Source organism: Halorubrum sp. B53, from assembly GCF_059752395.1.
On record NZ_MWTH01000011.1, the window covers coordinates 81,402 to 99,339 of the forward strand.

General features: G+C 70.7%; 20 protein-coding genes and 1 pseudogene. 10 read left to right on the forward strand and 11 right to left on the reverse strand.

Annotated features, from left to right (window positions below; translation table 11 throughout):
- The 4 genes and pseudogenes from B4V06_RS08800 to trpC all read right to left on the reverse strand — a co-directional run.
- Positions 1 to 91, reverse strand: a pseudogene (locus B4V06_RS08800) (2-amino-3,7-dideoxy-D-threo-hept-6-ulosonate synthase); the annotation flags it as partial.
- Between the two features lie 82 nt (positions 92 to 173).
- Positions 174 to 1,058 carry a tryptophan synthase subunit alpha gene (trpA, locus tag B4V06_RS08805; RefSeq protein ID WP_498169229.1) on the reverse strand — a complete coding sequence of 295 codons (885 nt, stop codon included), beginning with the start codon at positions 1,056 to 1,058 and terminating at the stop codon, positions 174 to 176.
- On the reverse strand, positions 1,059 to 2,384 hold the full coding sequence (gene trpB, locus B4V06_RS08810; protein WP_498169232.1) for a tryptophan synthase subunit beta: 1,326 nt from the start codon (positions 2,382 to 2,384) through the stop codon (positions 1,059 to 1,061).
- Entirely contained in the window at positions 2,381 to 3,214 is an 834-nt protein-coding gene (trpC, locus tag B4V06_RS08815) for an indole-3-glycerol phosphate synthase (protein WP_498169234.1), read from the reverse strand. The genes trpB and trpC overlap by 4 nt, the downstream gene beginning before the upstream one ends.
- Before the next feature lie 138 nt (positions 3,215 to 3,352).
- Here trpC and B4V06_RS08820 point away from each other — a divergent pair, with 138 nt between their 5' ends.
- Positions 3,353 to 3,817, forward strand: a complete 465-nt coding sequence (locus B4V06_RS08820) for an MGMT family protein (RefSeq protein WP_498169237.1) — start codon at positions 3,353 to 3,355, stop codon at positions 3,815 to 3,817.
- 56 nt (positions 3,818 to 3,873) lie between these two features.
- Here the strand turns inward: B4V06_RS08820 and B4V06_RS08825 are convergent, their stop codons facing one another.
- Positions 3,874 to 4,350: a DUF302 domain-containing protein gene (locus tag B4V06_RS08825; protein ID WP_498169240.1), complete on the reverse strand. Its 477-nt coding sequence runs from the start codon at positions 4,348 to 4,350 to the stop codon at positions 3,874 to 3,876.
- Positions 4,351 to 4,476: 126 nt separating this feature from the next.
- Here B4V06_RS08825 and B4V06_RS08830 point away from each other — a divergent pair, with 126 nt between their 5' ends.
- Positions 4,477 to 4,905 (forward strand): desampylase, encoded by a 429-nt coding sequence (locus B4V06_RS08830; RefSeq protein WP_123112068.1) that lies wholly within the window; start codon positions 4,477 to 4,479, stop codon positions 4,903 to 4,905.
- A gap of 45 nt (positions 4,906 to 4,950) precedes the next feature.
- On the opposite strand, the gene B4V06_RS08835 is transcribed toward B4V06_RS08830, so the two are convergent.
- The 3 genes from B4V06_RS08835 to ubaA all read right to left on the reverse strand — a co-directional run bounded on the left by B4V06_RS08835 (position 4,951) and on the right by ubaA (position 8,149).
- On the reverse strand, positions 4,951 to 5,802 hold the full coding sequence (locus tag B4V06_RS08835) for a universal stress protein (RefSeq protein WP_498169245.1): 852 nt from the start codon (positions 5,800 to 5,802) through the stop codon (positions 4,951 to 4,953).
- Positions 5,803 to 7,227: an APC family permease gene (locus B4V06_RS08840; RefSeq protein WP_123112066.1), complete on the reverse strand. Its 1,425-nt coding sequence runs from the start codon at positions 7,225 to 7,227 to the stop codon at positions 5,803 to 5,805.
- 67 nt (positions 7,228 to 7,294) lie between these two features.
- The gene (ubaA, locus tag B4V06_RS08845) at positions 7,295 to 8,149 is read right to left on the reverse strand and encodes an SAMP-activating enzyme E1 (protein ID WP_123112065.1); all 855 of its coding nucleotides are present in this window, start codon (positions 8,147 to 8,149) and stop codon (positions 7,295 to 7,297) included.
- Positions 8,150 to 8,464: 315 nt separating this feature from the next.
- Between ubaA and B4V06_RS08850 the strand changes: the two genes are divergently transcribed.
- Positions 8,465 to 8,728, forward strand: a complete 264-nt coding sequence (locus B4V06_RS08850; protein ID WP_123112064.1) for a MoaD/ThiS family protein — start codon at positions 8,465 to 8,467, stop codon at positions 8,726 to 8,728.
- Between the two features lie 35 nt (positions 8,729 to 8,763).
- On the opposite strand, the gene B4V06_RS08855 is transcribed toward B4V06_RS08850, so the two are convergent.
- The gene (locus B4V06_RS08855; protein ID WP_498169249.1) at positions 8,764 to 9,783 is read right to left on the reverse strand and encodes a PLP-dependent cysteine synthase family protein; all 1,020 of its coding nucleotides are present in this window, start codon (positions 9,781 to 9,783) and stop codon (positions 8,764 to 8,766) included.
- Positions 9,784 to 9,933: 150 nt separating this feature from the next.
- Between B4V06_RS08855 and B4V06_RS08860 the strand changes: the two genes are divergently transcribed.
- The 3 genes from B4V06_RS08860 (at position 9,934) to B4V06_RS08870 (ending at position 11,812) form a co-directional block, all read left to right on the forward strand.
- Positions 9,934 to 10,233 carry a sulfurtransferase TusA family protein gene (locus B4V06_RS08860; protein ID WP_123112062.1) on the forward strand — a complete coding sequence of 100 codons (300 nt, stop codon included), beginning with the start codon at positions 9,934 to 9,936 and terminating at the stop codon, positions 10,231 to 10,233.
- Between the two features lie 2 nt (positions 10,234 to 10,235).
- Positions 10,236 to 10,571: a rhodanese-like domain-containing protein gene (locus B4V06_RS08865; protein WP_498169253.1), complete on the forward strand. Its 336-nt coding sequence runs from the start codon at positions 10,236 to 10,238 to the stop codon at positions 10,569 to 10,571.
- Positions 10,572 to 10,657: 86 nt separating this feature from the next.
- Positions 10,658 to 11,812, forward strand: a complete 1,155-nt coding sequence (locus tag B4V06_RS08870; RefSeq protein WP_498169257.1) for a sensor histidine kinase — start codon at positions 10,658 to 10,660, stop codon at positions 11,810 to 11,812.
- Positions 11,813 to 11,843: 31 nt separating this feature from the next.
- On the opposite strand, the gene B4V06_RS08875 is transcribed toward B4V06_RS08870, so the two are convergent.
- Positions 11,844 to 13,052, reverse strand: a complete 1,209-nt coding sequence (locus tag B4V06_RS08875; RefSeq protein ID WP_123112059.1) for a YeeE/YedE family protein — start codon at positions 13,050 to 13,052, stop codon at positions 11,844 to 11,846.
- A gap of 155 nt (positions 13,053 to 13,207) precedes the next feature.
- Here B4V06_RS08875 and B4V06_RS08880 point away from each other — a divergent pair, with 155 nt between their 5' ends.
- From B4V06_RS08880 to B4V06_RS08895, 4 genes are all read left to right on the forward strand, one after another.
- A complete protein-coding gene (locus B4V06_RS08880; protein ID WP_498169261.1) occupies positions 13,208 to 14,584 on the forward strand; it encodes a YncE family protein in 1,377 nt (458 codons plus the stop codon).
- Positions 14,585 to 15,676, forward strand: coding sequence for a sulfurtransferase (locus B4V06_RS08885; protein WP_498169264.1), 1,092 nt, complete (start codon positions 14,585 to 14,587; stop codon positions 15,674 to 15,676).
- Positions 15,673 to 16,710, forward strand: coding sequence for a YncE family protein (locus tag B4V06_RS08890; RefSeq protein WP_498169267.1), 1,038 nt, complete (start codon positions 15,673 to 15,675; stop codon positions 16,708 to 16,710). Before B4V06_RS08885 ends, B4V06_RS08890 begins: the two co-directional genes overlap by 4 nt.
- A gap of 127 nt (positions 16,711 to 16,837) precedes the next feature.
- Complete coding sequence (locus B4V06_RS08895) at positions 16,838 to 17,221, forward strand: SaoD/DsrE family protein (protein WP_123112055.1); 384 nt, start codon at positions 16,838 to 16,840, stop codon at positions 17,219 to 17,221.
- A gap of 31 nt (positions 17,222 to 17,252) precedes the next feature.
- Here the strand turns inward: B4V06_RS08895 and cmk are convergent, their stop codons facing one another.
- Positions 17,253 to 17,867 (reverse strand): (d)CMP kinase, encoded by a 615-nt coding sequence (gene cmk / locus B4V06_RS08900; protein WP_123112054.1) that lies wholly within the window; start codon positions 17,865 to 17,867, stop codon positions 17,253 to 17,255.
- Positions 17,868 to 17,938 lie beyond the last annotated feature (71 nt).

Consider the following 17,938-nt stretch of genomic DNA (forward strand, 5'->3'; position numbering starts at 1 on the left):
CGCCCATCGTGATCCCGTGGTCCATCGGGACGATGAGGTACCGGTCGTTCGTGGAGATGCGATCGAGTCGTGCCGAGTGTCCTGCTGTCATGGTGGGTTCGGTCGTTGTGTGAGAGTGTGGCAATCGCAGGTAAGTGGGTTTCGTTCGGGGACGTATTGGCTCGAAACGGCGGTCACCGCGACTCGGCCGCGCCGACGCGGGCGGCGTAGCCCCGCTCGGCGCCCGCCTTCAGCTCCCGCGAGAGCGCCTCCAGGCGGTCGGCGACCTCGTCGGTCGGGCGGTCGTTCTCGACGCCGTCGGCGACGATGTCGACCAGCGCCGAGCCGACGATGACCCCGTCGGCGCCGCCGGCGACGATGCGCTCGGCGTGCTCGCCGGCCGAGATACCGAACCCGACGGCCTTCGGCACGTCGTACTCGGCGAGTCGGTCTAAGCTCTCGGTGGTCTGGTCGGAGACGTCGTCGCGCGCGCCGGTCGTCCCGAGCCGCGCCTGCACGTAGACGTACCCCGACACCCGGCTCATGATCCGGTCGAGCCGATCGCCGACCGTGGTCGGCGCGACGATGAAGACCAGATCGAGGCCGAACTCGTCGCACGCCTCCCGCAGCGGGTCGGCCTCCTCGGCCGGGAGGTCGGGGACGACGAGCCCCTCGATGCCGGCCGCGGCGGCGCGCTCGACGAAGGGACGGGGGCCGGCCTCTTCTCTATACTGATAAATCAAGTTGTAGTACGTCATGCAGACGAGCGGCGCCTCGACCTCCAGCTCCTCGGCGAACGCGAAGAACTGGTCCGGCGTCATCCCGGCATCGAGCGAGCGCACGAGGGCCCCCTGAATCGTCGGCCCCTCGGCGATCGGCTCCGAGAACGGGAGCCCGAGCTCGATCACGTCGGCGCCGCCGCGGTCGAGCGCGCGGACGTACTCCAGCGACGACTCGTAGTCCGGGTCGCCGACGGCGAGGTACGGGACGTACGCGGGGCCGTCGGCGAACGCCTCGGCTATCGCGGCCGAGTTACCCGCCTCCGGCTTCGCCGCCGACTCCGGAGTCCGCTCAGCCATTTAAATACCCCCCGTGAACATCGACATGTCGGGCGCCTCGTCGATGTCGCGCTTGTCGGTCTCCTCGATGGCGGCGTCGAGGTCCTTGTCGCCGCGTCCGGAGACGTTCACGACGACACGCTCGCCGAGCTCCTCGTGATGCTCCTCGAGGAAGCCGAACGCGTGCGCCGTCTCCAGCGCGGGGATGATCCCCTCCGTGTGCGAGAGCCGGTGGAACCCCTCCAGCGCGGCGTCGTCGTCGACGGCGACGGGGTTCACGCGCCCCTCGTCGACGAGGTACGCGAGCTCCGGGCCGACGCCGGCGTAGTCGAGCCCGGAGGAGATGGAGTGGCTCTCCATGATCTGACCGTCGGAGTCCTGCAGGAGCTTCGTGCGCGCCCCGTGGAGCACGCCCTCCTCGCCGGTGTACAGCGACGCGGAGTTGGGGGCGACGCCGGCCTCCTCGTCGACCTCCAGCGTCGACCCGCCGGCCTCGACCGCGTGGAGCGCGACCGCCTCGTCGTCGACGAACGCCGCGAACGACCCCATCGTGTTCGAGCCGCCGCCCGCGCAGGCGACCACGTCGGTCGGGAGCGCGCCCGTCTTCTCGATCGTCTGCTCGCGCGCCTCCTCGGAGATGACCGCCTGGAAGTCGCGGACCATCACCGGGAACGGGTGCGGGCCGACGATCGACCCGATGACGTAGTGGGTGTTCTCGACGGTGGTCGCCCAGTCGCGCATCGTCTCCGAGATGGCCTCCTTCAGGGTGCCCCGCCCCGCGGTCACCGGATTCACCTCGGCGCCGTTGAGCTTCATCCGGAAGACGTTCGGACGCTGGCGGTTGATGTCGCGCTCGCCCATGTAGATCTCGCAGGGCATGTCGAGGTGGGCGGCCGCCATCGCGGTCGCGGTGCCGTGCTGTCCGGCGCCGGTCTCGGCGATGATCCGCTCTTTGCCCATGTACTTCGCGAGCAGGACCTGTCCGAGCGCGTTGTTCAGCTTGTGCGCGCCGCCGTGGAGCAGGTCCTCACGCTTGAGGAAGACGTCCCGGTCGTAGCGCTCCGAGAGCCGGTCGGCCCGCTGGAGCGGGATGGGGCGGCCGCCGAAGTCGGCGAGCCGCTCGCGGAACTCGTCCATGAAGCCGTCCTCGTTCTCGAGGACGTACCGCTCGTAGGCGTCGGTCAGCTCCTCGATCGCCGGCATCAACGCCTCGGGGACGTACTGGCCGCCGTAGCGGCCGAACTTCCCGTCCTCGCGGCCGCGCTCGCGGCCGGGGCGTCGCGACAGCTCCGCCCGCGTTGCTCCCGCGCCAGTCGTCTCGCTCGTGGTGGATCCGGTTTCGCTCATGTGGGTGTCTCCGTGGTGTCTCGGTGGTCCTCGTCGCCCGCGACCGCGTCGTCCTCGTCGACGTCCGCCTCCGCCCGCGTCAGCGCCCGCGTGTTCGCCTCGACGTCGCCGTCCATGATCGCGCTACCGACGAGCAGCGCGTCGGCGCCGGCCGCCCGCATCCGGCGGACGTCGCCCGGCGAGCCGATCCCGCTCTCGGCGATCAGGGTCACCTCGTCGGGGACGTGGGGCGCCACGGACTCGAATGTTCCGAGGTCGACGACCAACTCTGCCAGGTCGCGGTTGTTCACGCCGATCGTCGTCGCCCCCGCGTCGATTGCGGCGTCCAGCTCCTCGCGGTCGTGGACCTCGACGAGGACCTGGAACCCGCGCTCGCGGGCGGCGGAAAGCAGGTCCGGGAGGTCGTCCCCGACGAACCGCGCGATCAGCAGGACGACGTCGCTCTCGACGGCGTCGAGCTGCGACTCGGCGACGACGAAGTCCTTGCGGAGGACCGGCACGTCGACGGCCGCCCTGACGCGCTCCAGCACCTCGACGCTCCCGCCGAAGTGCTCCGGCTCGGTGAGCACCGAGAGCGCCGCGGCGCCGCCGGCGACCATCCCCTCCGCGAGCGCGACGGGGTCGTCCTCGCGGGTCCCGTCCGTGGTCGGGCTCGTCGGCTTGACCTCGGCGACGACGGGCACGCGCCCGTCGGCCTCGGCCCGGTCGAACGCGGCGCGCAGGTCGCGCGGGTCGACGGCGACGCGGTCGGTGCTGCCCTCGGCCGCCCGGTCGCGGGCCGCCGACAGTATCGACCTGACCGCGGGGGCCAGCTCGGTTGCATCCTCCATTACTGTACACTAATGCACGTATCTGTTCATAAGGCTTGCGGGCGCGAGCACGTTCGGGGACGCGGCGGGAGGCCGTCGGGCCACGGACGGCCGGCTCCGTCCCCTCGTTTTAATTATTCGGCCCGTCGTATGACGGGTATGGATACGACGGGAACGTCGGGCGTCTTCGCCCGCGAGTTCGAGGTCCTCGACCGCGCGGTGGAGGTCGGCTTCGCCGGCGGGCGGGTCATCTCGGTGTCGTTCCCGGCCGACGTGCCGGCGGACGCGGCGGCGGACCACGAGCTGCTCGACCGGATCGGCGCGTACCTCCGCGGGGAGCGCGACGAATTCGCCGAGGTCCCCGTGGGACTGACGGTGCCGACCGACAGACGGGACGTCCTCGAAGCGCTCCGGACGGTCCCCTACGGCGAGGAGGTGTCCGTGAGCCGCCTCACGCGGCTCGCCGCGCTCGACGCGGACGACCCCGAGGACCTCGACCTGGTGACGAGCGCGCTCGACGAGAACCCGATCCCGATCCTCTTCCCGGACCACCGGGTGCAGGGCGGTCCGTACGCAGCGCCGGGAGACGTGCGGAACGCGCTGCGGCGCGTCGAGGGACTGTAGCTGGGCTGTTCGGACCGCTCGGCGCTCAGAGCGACTCCCGCTGCGACGCCCTCGACTTACTCCGCCGCGCGCTCGCGGCCGTGCTCCTCGATGTTCTCCCAGACGACCGTCATCAGCTCCCCGGTCTTCTCGACGAGGTCGTCGACCGCGCCGTCGCAGCCGGTCGGCGCGCAGCCGAGGTCGCGGATCGCCTTGGTCGCCGACGTGTGGTGGACGTGGACGAGGTCGTCTCCCTCGCGTTCGTACACGATCGTCGTACACGGGAGCATCCCGGCGAGCGTGGGATCGATCTCGATCGCGTCGAACGCGATCTCGGGGTGACACACCACGATGAGGGCGGTCCGCTCGACGTCGTCGTGGCCCAACATCCCCTCGATCATCTGGTCGAGCCGCGTGACCTGCACCGTCTCGAAGTCGGCGAGCTCGTGTTCGATCTGCACGAAGGGGACAGCGTCGTCGAACGGCATGTCGAGGGTCGTGTGGAGCGCCTCGTCTGCCGTCGGCGCCGGCGACCCGCGCTGAGCGTCGCTCATGCGTGCGCCTTCCGCCGCGAATTAAAAACACCCCGTCGGCCCGTCAACGACTGCCGCTACCTCTGACGGAGCGCGGCCCTTGCCGGTCGGGACGGACTTATCGGTCGGACCCGCCTTCCGGTACCCATGATCGAACTCTCGCGGGCGGTTTACGACGACATCGTGTACCACGCGTACGGCGGCGGCGAGGCGGAGATCTGCGGCGTCCTCGCGGGCACCCACGGGACCGACGGGGAGCCGAGCGTCGTCACCGAGGCGTATCAGGCCGAAAACGTCGCCGAAACGCCCCAGATACGCTACCTCATCGACCCCGAGGAGCAGTTCGAACTCATCGAGACGATCGAGGGCGACGGGCTCGACGTGGTCGGCTTCTACCACTCGCACCCGACCGGGCCGACCAACCCGAGCGAGACGGACGCCGCGCGGGCGACCTGGCCCGACCACTCGTACGTGATCTGCGCGCTGGACGGCTACCCGTTCGTCGGCTCGTGGCGCTGGCGGGGCGACGAGGACGGCTTCGAGCAGGAGACCGTCTCGGTGCAGGGCGAGCGATAGAATACTTAAAAAACCGAACGGCTATCGGAAACGCGCCGGTCCGCGCTACTCCTCGTCTCCCTCCGGCGTGGCTTTCGCGCCCTCCGGCATGGCTTCCGCGCCCTCCCCTCCGGACTCCCGGCGGTCGCGGACGACGAGAACCGGCCCCACGGAGGCGGCCGCGACCCGTTCGCTCTCGTCGCCGAACACGAACGACCGGAACGAAGGCGCGCGCTCGCCCATCACGACCGCGTCGTGGCCGGGCACCGCGTCGATCAGCGCGTCGAACGGCGAGCCCGCCGCGGCCAACGCCGTGTCGGCGTCGATCCCCGCCTCGCGGAGCCGATCGGCTGCGGTCTCCAGTCGGGCGGCGGCGAGGTCTGCGGCGTCGGAGACGTCGGCGGCAGTGCCGACGTCGTCGCCCTCGCCGGAGGCGGGTCCCTCGGACGCGTCGGCGGCCGCCGCGTCGGCGGGGGCCTGATCCTCGGCCGCGAGGAACAGCGTCACGCCGATATCGCGGCCGCCGACGAGGGCCTCGACGAACGAGAGGACCCGATCGACGTCGACGTCGCCGGAGAGCGACACGAGGACCCGCTCGACGTCGCCGGTCGTCCCGGGGACGGCGAACGCGTCCGCGTCGACCTCGTCGGTCACCCGATCGATCGTCTGCTCGCGGTCGTGCGTGAACACGAGCCGGTGGTCGGCCGCGCCGCCCGCGGCCCGGAAGTCATCGTTGATCGCCTCCAGCGCGGCCGTCGCGCGCTCCTCGAACTGGAGCCGAGCCTGGTCCGGCGGCGTCTGTTCCGGCAGGACGTGATAGCCGAGCACGGTCACGTCGACCGCGCCGAGCAGCGAGATCAGGCCGGACGAGACGCTCTCTCCCTCCAGCACCGCGACGGGTACGAGTACGCGTGTCATTTACAGGGCCCCCTTGAGTGACACGTCTCGGGCGTAGTAGAAATACCATCCGGCCGTCACGGCGATGACGGCGGTCCCGACGAGGATCGAGAGCCGGTCCATGAAGGCGATCAGGCCGAAGCTGGCGAGCGCGCCGACGACGGGGACGACGGGACCGCCCGGTACGACGAAGTCCGGGTCGTACCACTCGGGTCGGTCCCGGCGGATGGCGACGAGCGCGACGCACATCAGCCCGTACATGATGAGGTGCAGGAAGGAGGCGACCTCGGCGAGCAGCTGCACCTGGCCGGTCGCCGCCAGGACGACGACCGGCCCGCCGGCCATGCCGAGCGCCACGTGCGGCGTGCCGTACCGCAGGTTGATCCGGCTCGCCCGGCGCGGGAGGAGCGCGTCCTTCGACACCCCGTAGATCGCCCGCGAGGTGCTGAGGATCGACGCGTTCGCCGACGACATCGTCGCGAGCAGCCCGCCGACGATGATCACGAGCGCCCCGGCGGGACCGAGGAGCACCCGGCCGACCTCGACCATCGCGGTCTCGCCGGCAGAAAGCAGTGCGTCCCGCGTGAAGATGTTGGTCGCGATGAAGATGGTCAGCACGTAGAGGACCGTCACGATGACCACGGATCCCACCATCGCCAGCGGCAGATTCCGTCCGGGGTCCTTCATCTCCCCGGCCACCGTCGCGACCTGCGCGAACCCGAGGTAAGAGGTGAACACGAGCGCGGCGACCGAGAGGATCGGCACGGCCTCCCAGACGTCCGCGGCCTGCCCGGGCGGCGTGTCGACGACGACGAGCCCGAACGCCTCCAACAGGCCGAACCCGAGGAAGACGACCAGCATCGAGAGGAGTAGCGCGACGATGCCGTTCTGGAGCTTCGCGGCGTTCTCGGTGCCGGTGACGTTCAGGACGGTGAACGCGACCCCGGCGACGACGGCGAGGACGGAGACGATCGCTTCCGATCCGGCGCCGACCGTGATCCCGAGCTGCGCGAGCGCATCGAGCGCGTAGTACCCGAGCCCGACGAGGTAGAAGGCGGTCGCGAACACCAGTCCGAGCCACAGCGACAGCCCGATCACCGTGCCCGCGAGCGTCCCGAGCCCCCGCGAGATGAAGTAGTAGCCGCCGCCGCTCCGCGGCATCGCCGTCGCCAGCTCCGAAGTCGGGAGCGCGACGAGGAGGGCGATCACCCCGCCGACCGCGAACGAGGCGGACGCCGCGGTCCCGATCTCCCCGCCGGCGAGGCCGGGGAAGACGAAGATCCCGGCGCCGATCATCGTCCCGATCCCGATCGCGAGACCGCCCGTCAGGCCGATGGTGCGCTCGAGCTCGGCGTCCCCGGCGATCGTCGCCTCGTCGGTCTCGACGACGGTCTCCGCGACCGGCGCGTCGCCGTCGAGGTTCCGACCGCTCGGCTCGTCGGTCATGTGCCGCCGGTACGGACAGCCGTCTGATAAGTGTGTGCTGCGGGGAACGGCGCGCCGTCGCGTCGGGTCAGTCGTCGGCTTCGATCTCGGGCTCGTCGCCGCCGGCGTCGATGGCGCAGGAAGCGCTGTAGTCAACGTCGTGAACCGACTCGATGGCGGGGTCGTCGCCGCACACCGGACAGTCGTCCTGCTTGGGGATGTCGACCTTGTCGAACTCCATCTCGAGCGCGTCGAAGAACAGCATCGAGCCGTCGAGCGACTCGCCCTCGCCGATGATGTGTTTGACCGTCTCGGTCGCCTGCAGGCAGCCGACGGTCCCGGGGAGGACGCCGAGGACGCCGGCGGTCGCGCAGTTCGGGACCATCCCGGCCGGCGGCGCCTCGGGGAACAGACAGCGGTAACACGGCGAGTCGTCGCCGCCCGCGAACGTCGTCACCTGCCCCTCGAACTTGAAGATAGAGCCGTGCGAGAAGGGGATCCCGGCGAGCGTGCAGGCGTCGTTGACCAGGTACCGCGTCGCGAAGTTGTCGGTGCCGTCGACGACGAAGTCGTAGCCGGAGATCAGGTCCTCGATGTTGTCGGCGCGCACGCGCAGCTCGTGTTTCCGGACGTCGATGTCGGGGTTGAGCCCCTCGACGAAGTCGGCGGCGGAGTCGACCTTCTTCCGTCCGACGTCGTCGTTCCCGTGGATCACCTGTCGCTGGAGGTTCGACAACTCCACCTCGTCGTCGTCGGCGATGCCGAGCGTGCCCACGCCGGCGGCGGCGAGGTACTGGATGATCGGCGCGCCGAGGCCGCCGGCGCCGAGTACGAGCACCTCGGCGTCGAGCAGGGCCTTCTGGCCCTCGGGGCCGACGTCGTCCATGATGATGTGTCTGGAGTAGCGGTCGAGCTGCGTCGGGTCGAGGTCGAGGTCGCTCATTCGTCGCCTCTTGTGGCTACGAACCCATAAGCCGGCCGCCCACCGGCGCGTACTGCCGGCGTCTCGGAGGTGCGTCCGGGCCGCACGACCGCGGAGGCGCCGCAGGAGAGCGGCGGTCGACCCACCGCGACCGGAGACCGACGCCCCCACGGGCTCCGGATCGTTCGGTCTCCGCCGCGGGCGCGCCCGGGAGGTCGGTCTCTCGGGTGCGCGGACCCGACCGACGAGGGCGTCGCGGGCGTACCGGCCGTACGAGACCGGGGCCGACGTTGCCGTCGGCGGGCCCCTTTTTGAGCTGGGACGCGAACACCGGGTATGGCTACGATCAAGCTGCCGGCCGTCCTCGTCGGCGGGTCCGCGACCTCGGAGGTCGAGGTCGAGGGCGACACCGTCCGCGAACTGTTCGACAACCACGCCGACGAGCACGGGTCGGAGCTCCGGGACAGCGTGCTCGAAGACGGCGAGATCAAGGAGTTCATCAACGTCTACGTCGAGGGGACGCCCGTCGACGGCGTCGACGCCGAGGTCCCGGCCGACGCGCAGGTCCGCGTCATTCCGGCCGCGAGCGGCGGCCGATAACCGGTCACGTTTCGTCCGACTCCGCCGGATGCGGTTTATAAGTAGTCTTCCCAGAGCGGGATGTCCGCGTACTTGTCGCCGCGGTCGCACAGCATGAACACGACGACGTCGTCGTCCGCGAGCTCGCCCGCCGCGTCGAGGTTCGCCACCACGGCCGCGCCGCCGCCCGCCGAGGTGCCCACGACGAACTGGTCGTCGACCCGGAGGTGCTCGCGGACCGTCGCCTCGTCGTGCTGGCCGGGGTCGGCGATCGGCACCGGCTCGTCTAGGTAGCGCTCGCGGAGCGCCCGGGCGTGGTCGTACGCATCCGAGGTGGTGACGTACTCCGTCCGGTCGAGCACCGACTCGTCGTACGTCTCGGGGTGGTAGTGGTCGCCCGACTTGAGGTATTTCAGGCCGTCGATGGCGTGGAGCTGCTCGTCGGGCTCGAATCCCACGACCTCCACCGCGCCGTCGCTCAGGTCGGTCAGCCCGCGGCCCGTTCCGGTGATCGTCCCCCCGGTGCCGACGCCCGCGACGAAGTGGGTCACGTCGCCGTCGGTCGCCTCGTAGATCTCCCGGGCGGTCGTCCGCTCGTGGGTGCCGGGGTTGTCCGGGTTCTCGTACTGGTTCGGGCGGAAGTACGCCTCGGGGTCGGCGGCGATGATCTCCTCGCAGCGCTCGATCACGGCGTCGTAGCCGAGATTGGCGTCGACGAAGTGGATTTCCGCGCCCGCGTCCCGGACCGCCTCCACCTTACCGCCCGCGGCGTTGTCGGGCATAACGATCTCGACGTCGTAGCCGCGCGCGGCGGCGAGTCGCGCCACCTCGCTGCCGGTGTTGCCCGAGGTCGGCTCGATGACGGTGACGCCGGGCTCGAGCTCGCCGCGCTCCTCGGCGCCGTCTAACATTCCCTTCGCGATCCGGGACTTGATCGAACCGCCGCCGTGCGGGGCGTCGCAGAGGTTGAACCACTCCGCCTTCGCGTACACGTCCGTGTCGGCCTCGAGGCCGAGGTCGAGTTCCACGAGGGGCGTCTCGAAGATCGTCGACTCGTCGACGACGTACTCGCTCATGGGTCTCGTAGATCGCTCCCTAATAAGAGTCCGACGGAAACGGCGCTCTCGACGCCTATCGCGGTCATGCGCCGCGATCGCCCGTCAGAGATACGGGAGAAGCCTGCCGGTCACGAAAGGGGTTACGGGGCTGGAGGTCTACACGTGGCCATGAGTCAACCATCGTGGGACGACGTCGTCGAGACGCCCGACGAGCTCGACGACGAGAGCGCCGAGGCGCTCTTGGAGGACGCGACCGAGGTACAGGACATGACCGGCGAGGTCTGCCCGTACCCGCAGGTCGAGGCGAAGAAGGCCATCGCGGGGCTCGCCCCCGGCGACGTGCTCGTCCAGAAGACGGACCACGTCCCGAGCACGGAGAACGTGCCGAAGGCGGTCGGCGACGACGCGACCGCGAAGGTGTGGAAGTCCGGCGACGGCCGCTACCGCATCTTCATGCGGAAGGAGTAACCATGGTCGAGGAACTCACCCCCGAGGAAGTCAACGAGCGCGTCCAGGAGGGCGACGTCCGCGTCATCGACACGCGACCGCCCGAGCAGTTCGAGGAAGGTCACATCCCCGGCGCGATCAACGTGCCGCTGGGCGACCTCCCGTCGATGGTCCCGGACATCGAGTGGGACGACACCGACGTCGTCTGCGCCTGTCCGATCGGCCAGTCGTCGAAGCAGGCCGCGATGCTGATCAGCAGCTACGAGGGCGTCGAGGACGACGTCGTCGTCGCCAGCATGGCCGGCGGCTACGAGGAGTGGGACTTCGAGCTGGAGACCGGCGCGGCCGTGGACGCGTAGGCCGCTCAGAACGGGATCGAGCGCGAAGTTGATTCGAGTGTCACGTATGCGTATCTCTTTATATTCAGGGATGATCAACGGTTAACATGGACGCCGCGAAGGCGCGCCGAGAGCTCTACGAGGCGATGAACGAGCCCGGCGAGTTCGACGCGAAGGCCGACCGGGCGCTCGCCCTCGGTAAACGGTATCTCGACGTCGAGAACGCCCACCTGACCGAGATCCACCCCGACAGCGGCTACTGGGAGACCGTCACCAGCACGGACCCGGAGGACGGAGCGTTCCCGCCGGGGCTCGTCCTCGACCTCGGAGCCACGTACTGTCGGCGCGTCGCCGACGACGGCGAGACGGTCGCCCTTCACGACGCCCCCGCGCAGGGCTGGGACGACGACCCCGCCTTCGACGCCCACGGGCTCCGATGTTACCACGGGAGCCCGATCGTCGTCGACGGCGAGCTCTACGGGACGGTCTGTTTCGTCTCCGAGGACTCGCGGTCCCGGCCGTTCACCGACGAGGAGACGCTGTTCGCGGAGCTGATCGCTCGGATGCTCGAACACGAGCTCCAGCGTCAGCGCACCGCGGCCGAGATCGAGCGGCTGGACCGGTTTGCGAGCGTGCTCGCCCACGACCTCCGTAACCCCCTCGGGGTGGCACAGGGGTACGTCGACTTCGCTCGACAATCCACCGACGACCGGAACCTCGACACGGCGGCGACCGCGCTCGGCCGCATGGAGGAGCTCATCGAGGACATCCTGACGATGGTCCGACAGGGACGGACCGTCGAGTCGGCCGAAGAGGTCCGACTACCGTCCGTGGCCGAGGGGTGCTGGCGGTCGGTCGTGACCGGGGACGCCGAGCTCCGCATGGACGGGGACATCGCGATCAGGGCGGCCCCCGACCGGCTCCGGCGCCTGTTCGAGAACCTCTTCCGAAACAGCGTGGAACACGGTTCCACGAGCGGCCGGGGAGAGCCCGGCGACGGGGTGACCGTCCGGGTCGGCGCGCTCGACGACGGAGCGGGGTTCTACGTCGCCGACGACGGACCGGGCATCCCCCCGAGCGAGCGGGACTCCGTCTTCGAGCGCGGCTACTCCTCGGAGACGGAGGGGAGCGGGCTGGGACTGGCGATCGTCGCGAGCGTGGCGCGGGCGCACGACTGGCGGATCGCCGTCACGGACTCCGCTGACGGCGGGACGCGGTTCGAGGTCAGCGACGTCGTCGTGCTCGATCCGGCGGCGAACTGACCGGGATCGGAGGCCGCGCGGCGGTTCCCGGTTAAATCGCGCAGCCGACCTCGCGGTACATGTAGTGGGTCATCACGTAGACGCCGAGGATGATCCCCGCGCCGGCGAGGAAGGAGTGCACCGAGAGCAGCGCGACCCCCGAGAAGAGGTTCGCGATGTTGCAGCCGGCGGCGAGCCGCGAGCCGACGCCCATCAGGAGCCCGCCCGCGGCATAGTTCGGGACCCGGTTCAGCTTCGGCTTGCGGATCCGGAAGTCGCCGGAGGCGTACGCGGCGATGAAGGAGCCGACGATGAGCGACGCGATCATCACCATGTCGATGGTCAGCGAGATGTTCCCGTCGCGGAACAGGATCGAGCCCCAGTACTCGACGCTCGCGACGTCGAACCCGGCCCCCGCCAACAGGTAACCGGCCCAGCGCGCCTCGCTGCCGGTGATCGCCCAGTGACCGTGCACGTAGAACCAGAGGCTCGCGACGAGCGCCATCGCGACGCCCGCGGTCCGCGCGTCCCACGAGTCGCGGAGCCGGACCGTCAACGGCCGGTCGTCGTCGCGGAGCGCGCGGACGTACTCCACGGTGCCGTCGGCGATACCGCGTAGCCCGACCGAGACGGCCGAGAGCGTCCGCGAGGCGCCGAGCGCGGCCTGCGCGCGCGTGTCGGCCCCCACGCCGCTCCCGCCGGAGGGGTCGTCGGGGAGCCGGCTCCGTCCCTTGACGAACGCGTACGCGAGTGTCCCGAGCGCGACGGCGCCGGCCCCGGTGACCGCCGGCGAGAACGGCAGGGAGAGGTACAGCGTCCGCCCCTCGAACGGGTTCAGCGTCTGGAAGTAGTACGTCTCCGCGACGGGGAACGCGAACGCGAAGAGGACGTAGCCGACGAACATGAAGAGGAGGACGAGCCAGAACTGGAGGTACCCCTGCCCGGCGCGATACAGCGTTCCGGAGGCGCACCCGCCCGCGAGCGTCATCCCGAGCCCGAAGACGAAGCCGCCGAACAGCGACCCGAGCCCCCACGCGGGCGTCCAGAAGCCGCGGAAGTAGCCGAACGTCGCCTGCACGCTCCAGAAGACGGTCATCACCGCGATCCCGGCGAGAAGCCCCTTCAGCACCCGGGTGTCTTTGAACGCGACGAAGTCCCGGAAGGCGCTGACGAAGCAGAACCGCGCCTTCTGTAGCAACACCCCGAACGAGAGCCCGACCGCGACGGAGATCCCGACGTAAGCGACGGGCGATAGCATCATTAGCGGTGCGGAGTGTTCCCGCACCTAAAACGTCGCTGAAGACGGTAACGGTACGCGTCAGTCCGAGAAAGGGGCAACAATTACGCCTATGTCACACCCGGGGCAACGAAGCGCGCGTTCGGGAGCCCTTTAGGCGCGAGACGCGTCGTACGGGTATGAGCGACGACTGCGGATGCGGCACGAACGACGCGACGGCGCGCCCCGCTGACGGCGGGACGACGCCGTCATCGACCGGGTCGGAGCCGCGCCCGGCGAAGGGGAGCGAACTGGCGAACGACGACCGCCGCAACCCCTTCGCGGACGGGATCGACCGACGCCGACTGCTACAGGCCTCCGGCGCCGTCGGCGCGACGACGGCGCTGGCCGGCTGTGCGGGCGGCGACGGCGGCGACGGCGACGAGCCCGCGCCGACGATGTTCGTCTTCAACAACGGGGACCGGACGCTGAGCGTCATCGACGCGGAGAGCGACGAGCTGCTCACGACCGCGTTCCTCGGGACGACCGCCTCCTTCCCGGCCAACCAGTACGCCACCGGCATCGACGACGAGCACGACGTGCTCTGGCTGAACGTCTCCGGCGGCGTCCGGGCGTTCGACCAGCGCACCCTCGAAGAGCTCGCCTTCGTCGAGACGGGGTACGGCCCGAACTACCCGAACGTGACGCCCGACGGCGAGCACCTCCTCATCGCCTCCGGCGGGACGACCGGGATGGCCCCCGAGGGCGACGAGGCCCACGCCATCTTCCGCGTCGACGCGAACCGCGACAGCGACACCTTCGGCGAGGTGACCGACGAGATCGAGACCGGCTACGTCGGCCCCTGCGACATGACGCTCGGCCCGAACGGGGACTACGCCTTCGTCGTCGACGTCGCCGACGAGGCGGTCCGCGTGCTGAGCGTCGACCCGTTCGAGACGGTGACGCGGGTCGACGCCGGCGAGCCGGTCACCGAGGGGAACGTCCTCCCGTTCATGTGCACCGCCTCCTTCGACGGGGAGCTCCTCCTCGTCGAGAACGGCGAGGGGACGCTCGGCGGCGACCCCGAGGTGCCCCGCGAGGGCTCCGAGAGCGTCTGGGACATCTCCGACCCCGAGAACCCGGAAGAGCTCGCGAAGGTCACCCGCGATGACGGGCTGCCGGGCGCGCCGATCACGAGCGAGGTCGCCCCGGACAACACGGCCGCGTACCTCTTCATCCCCGGCGAAGGCGTCGGCGTGATCGACCTCGAGGCGAACGAGTACGAGACGACGATCGACATCGGCGGCAGCAGCATCGCCGGCGCGTGGGGACCGAACCGCGAGAAGCTGTACGTCCCCGTGCAGGACGCGAACCAGGTGGCCGTGATCGAACACGAGAGCCGCGAGGTCGTCGCGACCCTCGAGGCGGGCGAGGCGCCCACTGGCGCGGTCGCCGGATCGGTCCGACCCGAGGAGGACGCGGTGTCGAGCATCCAGGCGTCGCTCGCCTCGCTCGGTATCACCTTCGGCGAGATGGAGGCGTCGTGGTGCATGGACGACCACTGCTACTGCGGATAGATGGCCTCCGATAACACGCCGAGCGACCGGGAAGTCGACGATCCCGACAAGTCGGACTCGGCGTCGACCCGGCGCGGGCTCCTGCGGGCCGCGGCGGGCGCGACGGTCGCCGGCGCGGCGAGCACGGCCGGCTGTCTCGGCGTCACGACGCCGGCGGACGTCGCCGCGCGGAACCAGGTCAGCCGGAACGTCGCCCACTTCGTCGGGCCGAGCTGGCTCGCCGACAACCGCGAGGACGTGGTCGTCCTCGACGCGCGCAACGTCGAACGGTTCCGCAAAGAGCGGATCTACGGCGCTCGGCGCGTGCCGTTCGACGCGATCACGAGTCGGCGGTCGACCGACGCGGGCCTGGTCCCGGACGCCGAGGCGATCGCCGACGCGTTCGCCGAGGTCGGCGTGTCGCCCGACGACGACGTCCTCGTCTACGGCGCGAGCGTCGGGTCGCGGGTGACGCGGACCGCGTTCGCGCTCGCGGCGCTGGGTCACGAGGGCGACATCAAAGCCCTCAACGGCGGCCTCTCCGGGTGGAACGGCCGGCTCGGGACGGGCTCGCGCGACCGGGTCCAGGAGGCCGAGTACGAGCCCGACCCCGCCGAGTCGGCGTGGGTCACCCGAGAGTGGCTCGCCGACCGGGTCGGCACGTTCAACGGCGACGGCCCGGGTCTGGTCGACGTCCGCGTGCCCGAGGCGTACGTCGGCGCGCCCGCCTCCGACGCCCTCAACCCCGACAACGACCGCCACGGCCACCTCCCCGGCGCGATCGGCGTCCACTGGGTCGGCAACGTCGCCGGCCGGCGGATGACCGAACCGGGGCGCCTCGTACAGCTGTACGAGAACCAGGCGGAGCTCGATCGCGCGGGCACCGTGGTCGTCTACGGCGACGATAACGTCGACCCCACGTCGACGTGGCTCACGCTGCGGGCGATCGGGTTCGAGGACGTGCGCGTGTACGACGGCGGGTTCGGCGAGTGGGCGAACGTCGAGGACGACCGCGGCCGGTACCCCGTCGAGACCAAGACCAGCGTCGTCGTCGAGACGGAAGGGAGCGTCGGCGGCGACGACGGCGGCGGCGACTTCTCCTGTACGGGATGACGGGCGGCGGAAGGGCCGAGCGCGACGACGCGGGCGACGCCGGTAGCCCGCCCGCCCGCGTCGTCGCGGTCCCCTGCGAGGGCGACGACGCCCTCGCGCTGTTCGCGCTCGCCGACGGCGATCCGCTCGGCGAGGTCCCGGTCGGGAGCCACCCGGTCCACGCGACGACCTTCGGGGGACGGACCTTCGTCGCGACGATGGGCGACCGGGCGGTCACCGCGGTGGACGCGGACGGCGCCGTCTCGCGCATCGAGACGGGCGTGCTGGGCCCCTCGCACTTCGCGGCCGCGAACGGCGAGCTGTTCGTCTCCTGCACCGCCGGCGACGCGCTCGCCGTCGTTGACCCCGAGACGCTGACCCTCGTCGCCCGCGTGGCGGTCGGCGCGGAGCCCCACGAGGTCGCCGTCGCTCCGGACGGTCGGCGGCTCTACGCCGGGAGCCGCCGAGAGGGCGTCGTCGACGTCGTCGATCCCGCGTCTCACGAGCGGATCGGTGCGGTCGACGTCGGCGCCGACGCCCGCGTGCAGGGCGTCGCGATCGGTCCCGAGGGAGCCCGCGGCTACGCCGTCGACCAGGCGGGCGCCCGCGTCGTCGCCTTCGATCCGGGCGGGGTCGACGAGCCGGGCGGCGCCTCCGAGGAGCCGGTTCTCGGCGCGGCCGCGGTCGGCGCGGACCCGTACGACCTCGTCGTCACCGCCGACCGCGTGTTCGTTCCCGGCCGCGAGGACGGCGTCGTCCACGAGTTCGACCGCGACCTCGGGCTCGCGGCGGTCCACGAGGGGTTCGCCCGTCCCGTCGACCTGTTCCGGATCGGCGGCGAACGCTGGGTGCTCGACGCCGGCGACGACCGGCTCCGGTCGCTCGGGGGGTCGGTCGTCGAGACGCCGGCGCCGGGCCTCGTCGCGACCCGCGTCGAAGACCGACTCGTCGTCTCGCACTACGACGACGACCGGATCTCGCTCGTCGACGTCGCCGAGGGGACGGTCTGGACGGCGGAGACGCCGGCGTACCCCTTCGGCTCGGTCGTCGTCTGAGACCGTTCCGGCGCCTCGGCGGGCGCGGGTCCGCGGGCGACGAGGCGGACGGTTCGCCCCCGTCACAGACAGCGGGGAACGCTGCCGGAGCCCTCGGAGCCATCCCCCGCCTCGTCGTCCCCGCGGTATGAAGGTCGCCTACGTCTTCGCGACGGCCGGACAGACCATCGACTACGTGCTCGGGGACATGATCCTCCCGCAGCTCGAGGCCGGGGCCCACGGCGCCGACGTCGTCGGGATGTTCTTCTTCCACGACAACACCTACGCGCTCCGCGAGGACGACCCGCTGGGCCAGCGGCTCGCCGACGTGGCGGCCGAGCGGGAGATCCTCCTCATGCTGTGCGACCAGTGCGCGACCCGCCGGGGGCTCGCCGAGTTCGACCACACCGACGAGCACGGGCGCGACCACTACGAGCCGACGAACACCGTCGAGGGCGCGACGGTGGGCTGCTTCCCCGACCTCTACGCGGCGCTCGGCGAGGTCGGCGTCGACCACGTGATCACGCTGTGAGCGGGAGCTGTCGCGGCCCGAAACGCGCCGCTTAAATCTCGAAGTCGGGCGTGTCGAACGCGCCCTCGTCGTCGTCGACGTCGTACCCCTCGATCGCGGTGAGCGCGACGTCGAGCGTCGTCTCCACGTCCCACCGCCCCGTGTTGATCGCGAGGTCGTAGATCGAGCGGTCGGACAGGTCGATCCCGTAGTACGACTGGTAGCGCTTCTCTTCGATCACTTCCCGGACCTGCATCTCGGAGGTCATCTCCTCGCGGTCGAGCGTCCGGTCGGCGCGCACCTCGTCGGGGGCGTCGAGCCAGATCCGGACGTCGGCGCGGTTCCCGGCGATCCACCCGGCGAGGCGCGACTCCAGGATGAACGCCTTGTTGGCGGCGCCCCACTTCTCGGCGATCCGGCGGAGCCGCCGGTCGAGCGCGCGGTCGATCTCCTCGGACTCGCCGGTCTTCGCGATCAGCTGCGAGAGGCTCATGTCGCGCTCGGCGGCGATCTCGCGGAACAGCTCCCCGCCGGAGACGTAGCCGCAGTCGAGCGCCTCCGCCAGCCCCTCGACCAGCGTCGTCGCCCCGCAGCCCGGCGGACCGGAGACGGTGACGAACAGGTTTCGGTCGATCTCCCGCTCCGTCGCCGGCGAGGTTCCACTCATACGTGCGGCGCCACGGACGGATCGCGGATAAACGGGCCGGTTCACGCACCGCCACCGACACAACCGATATG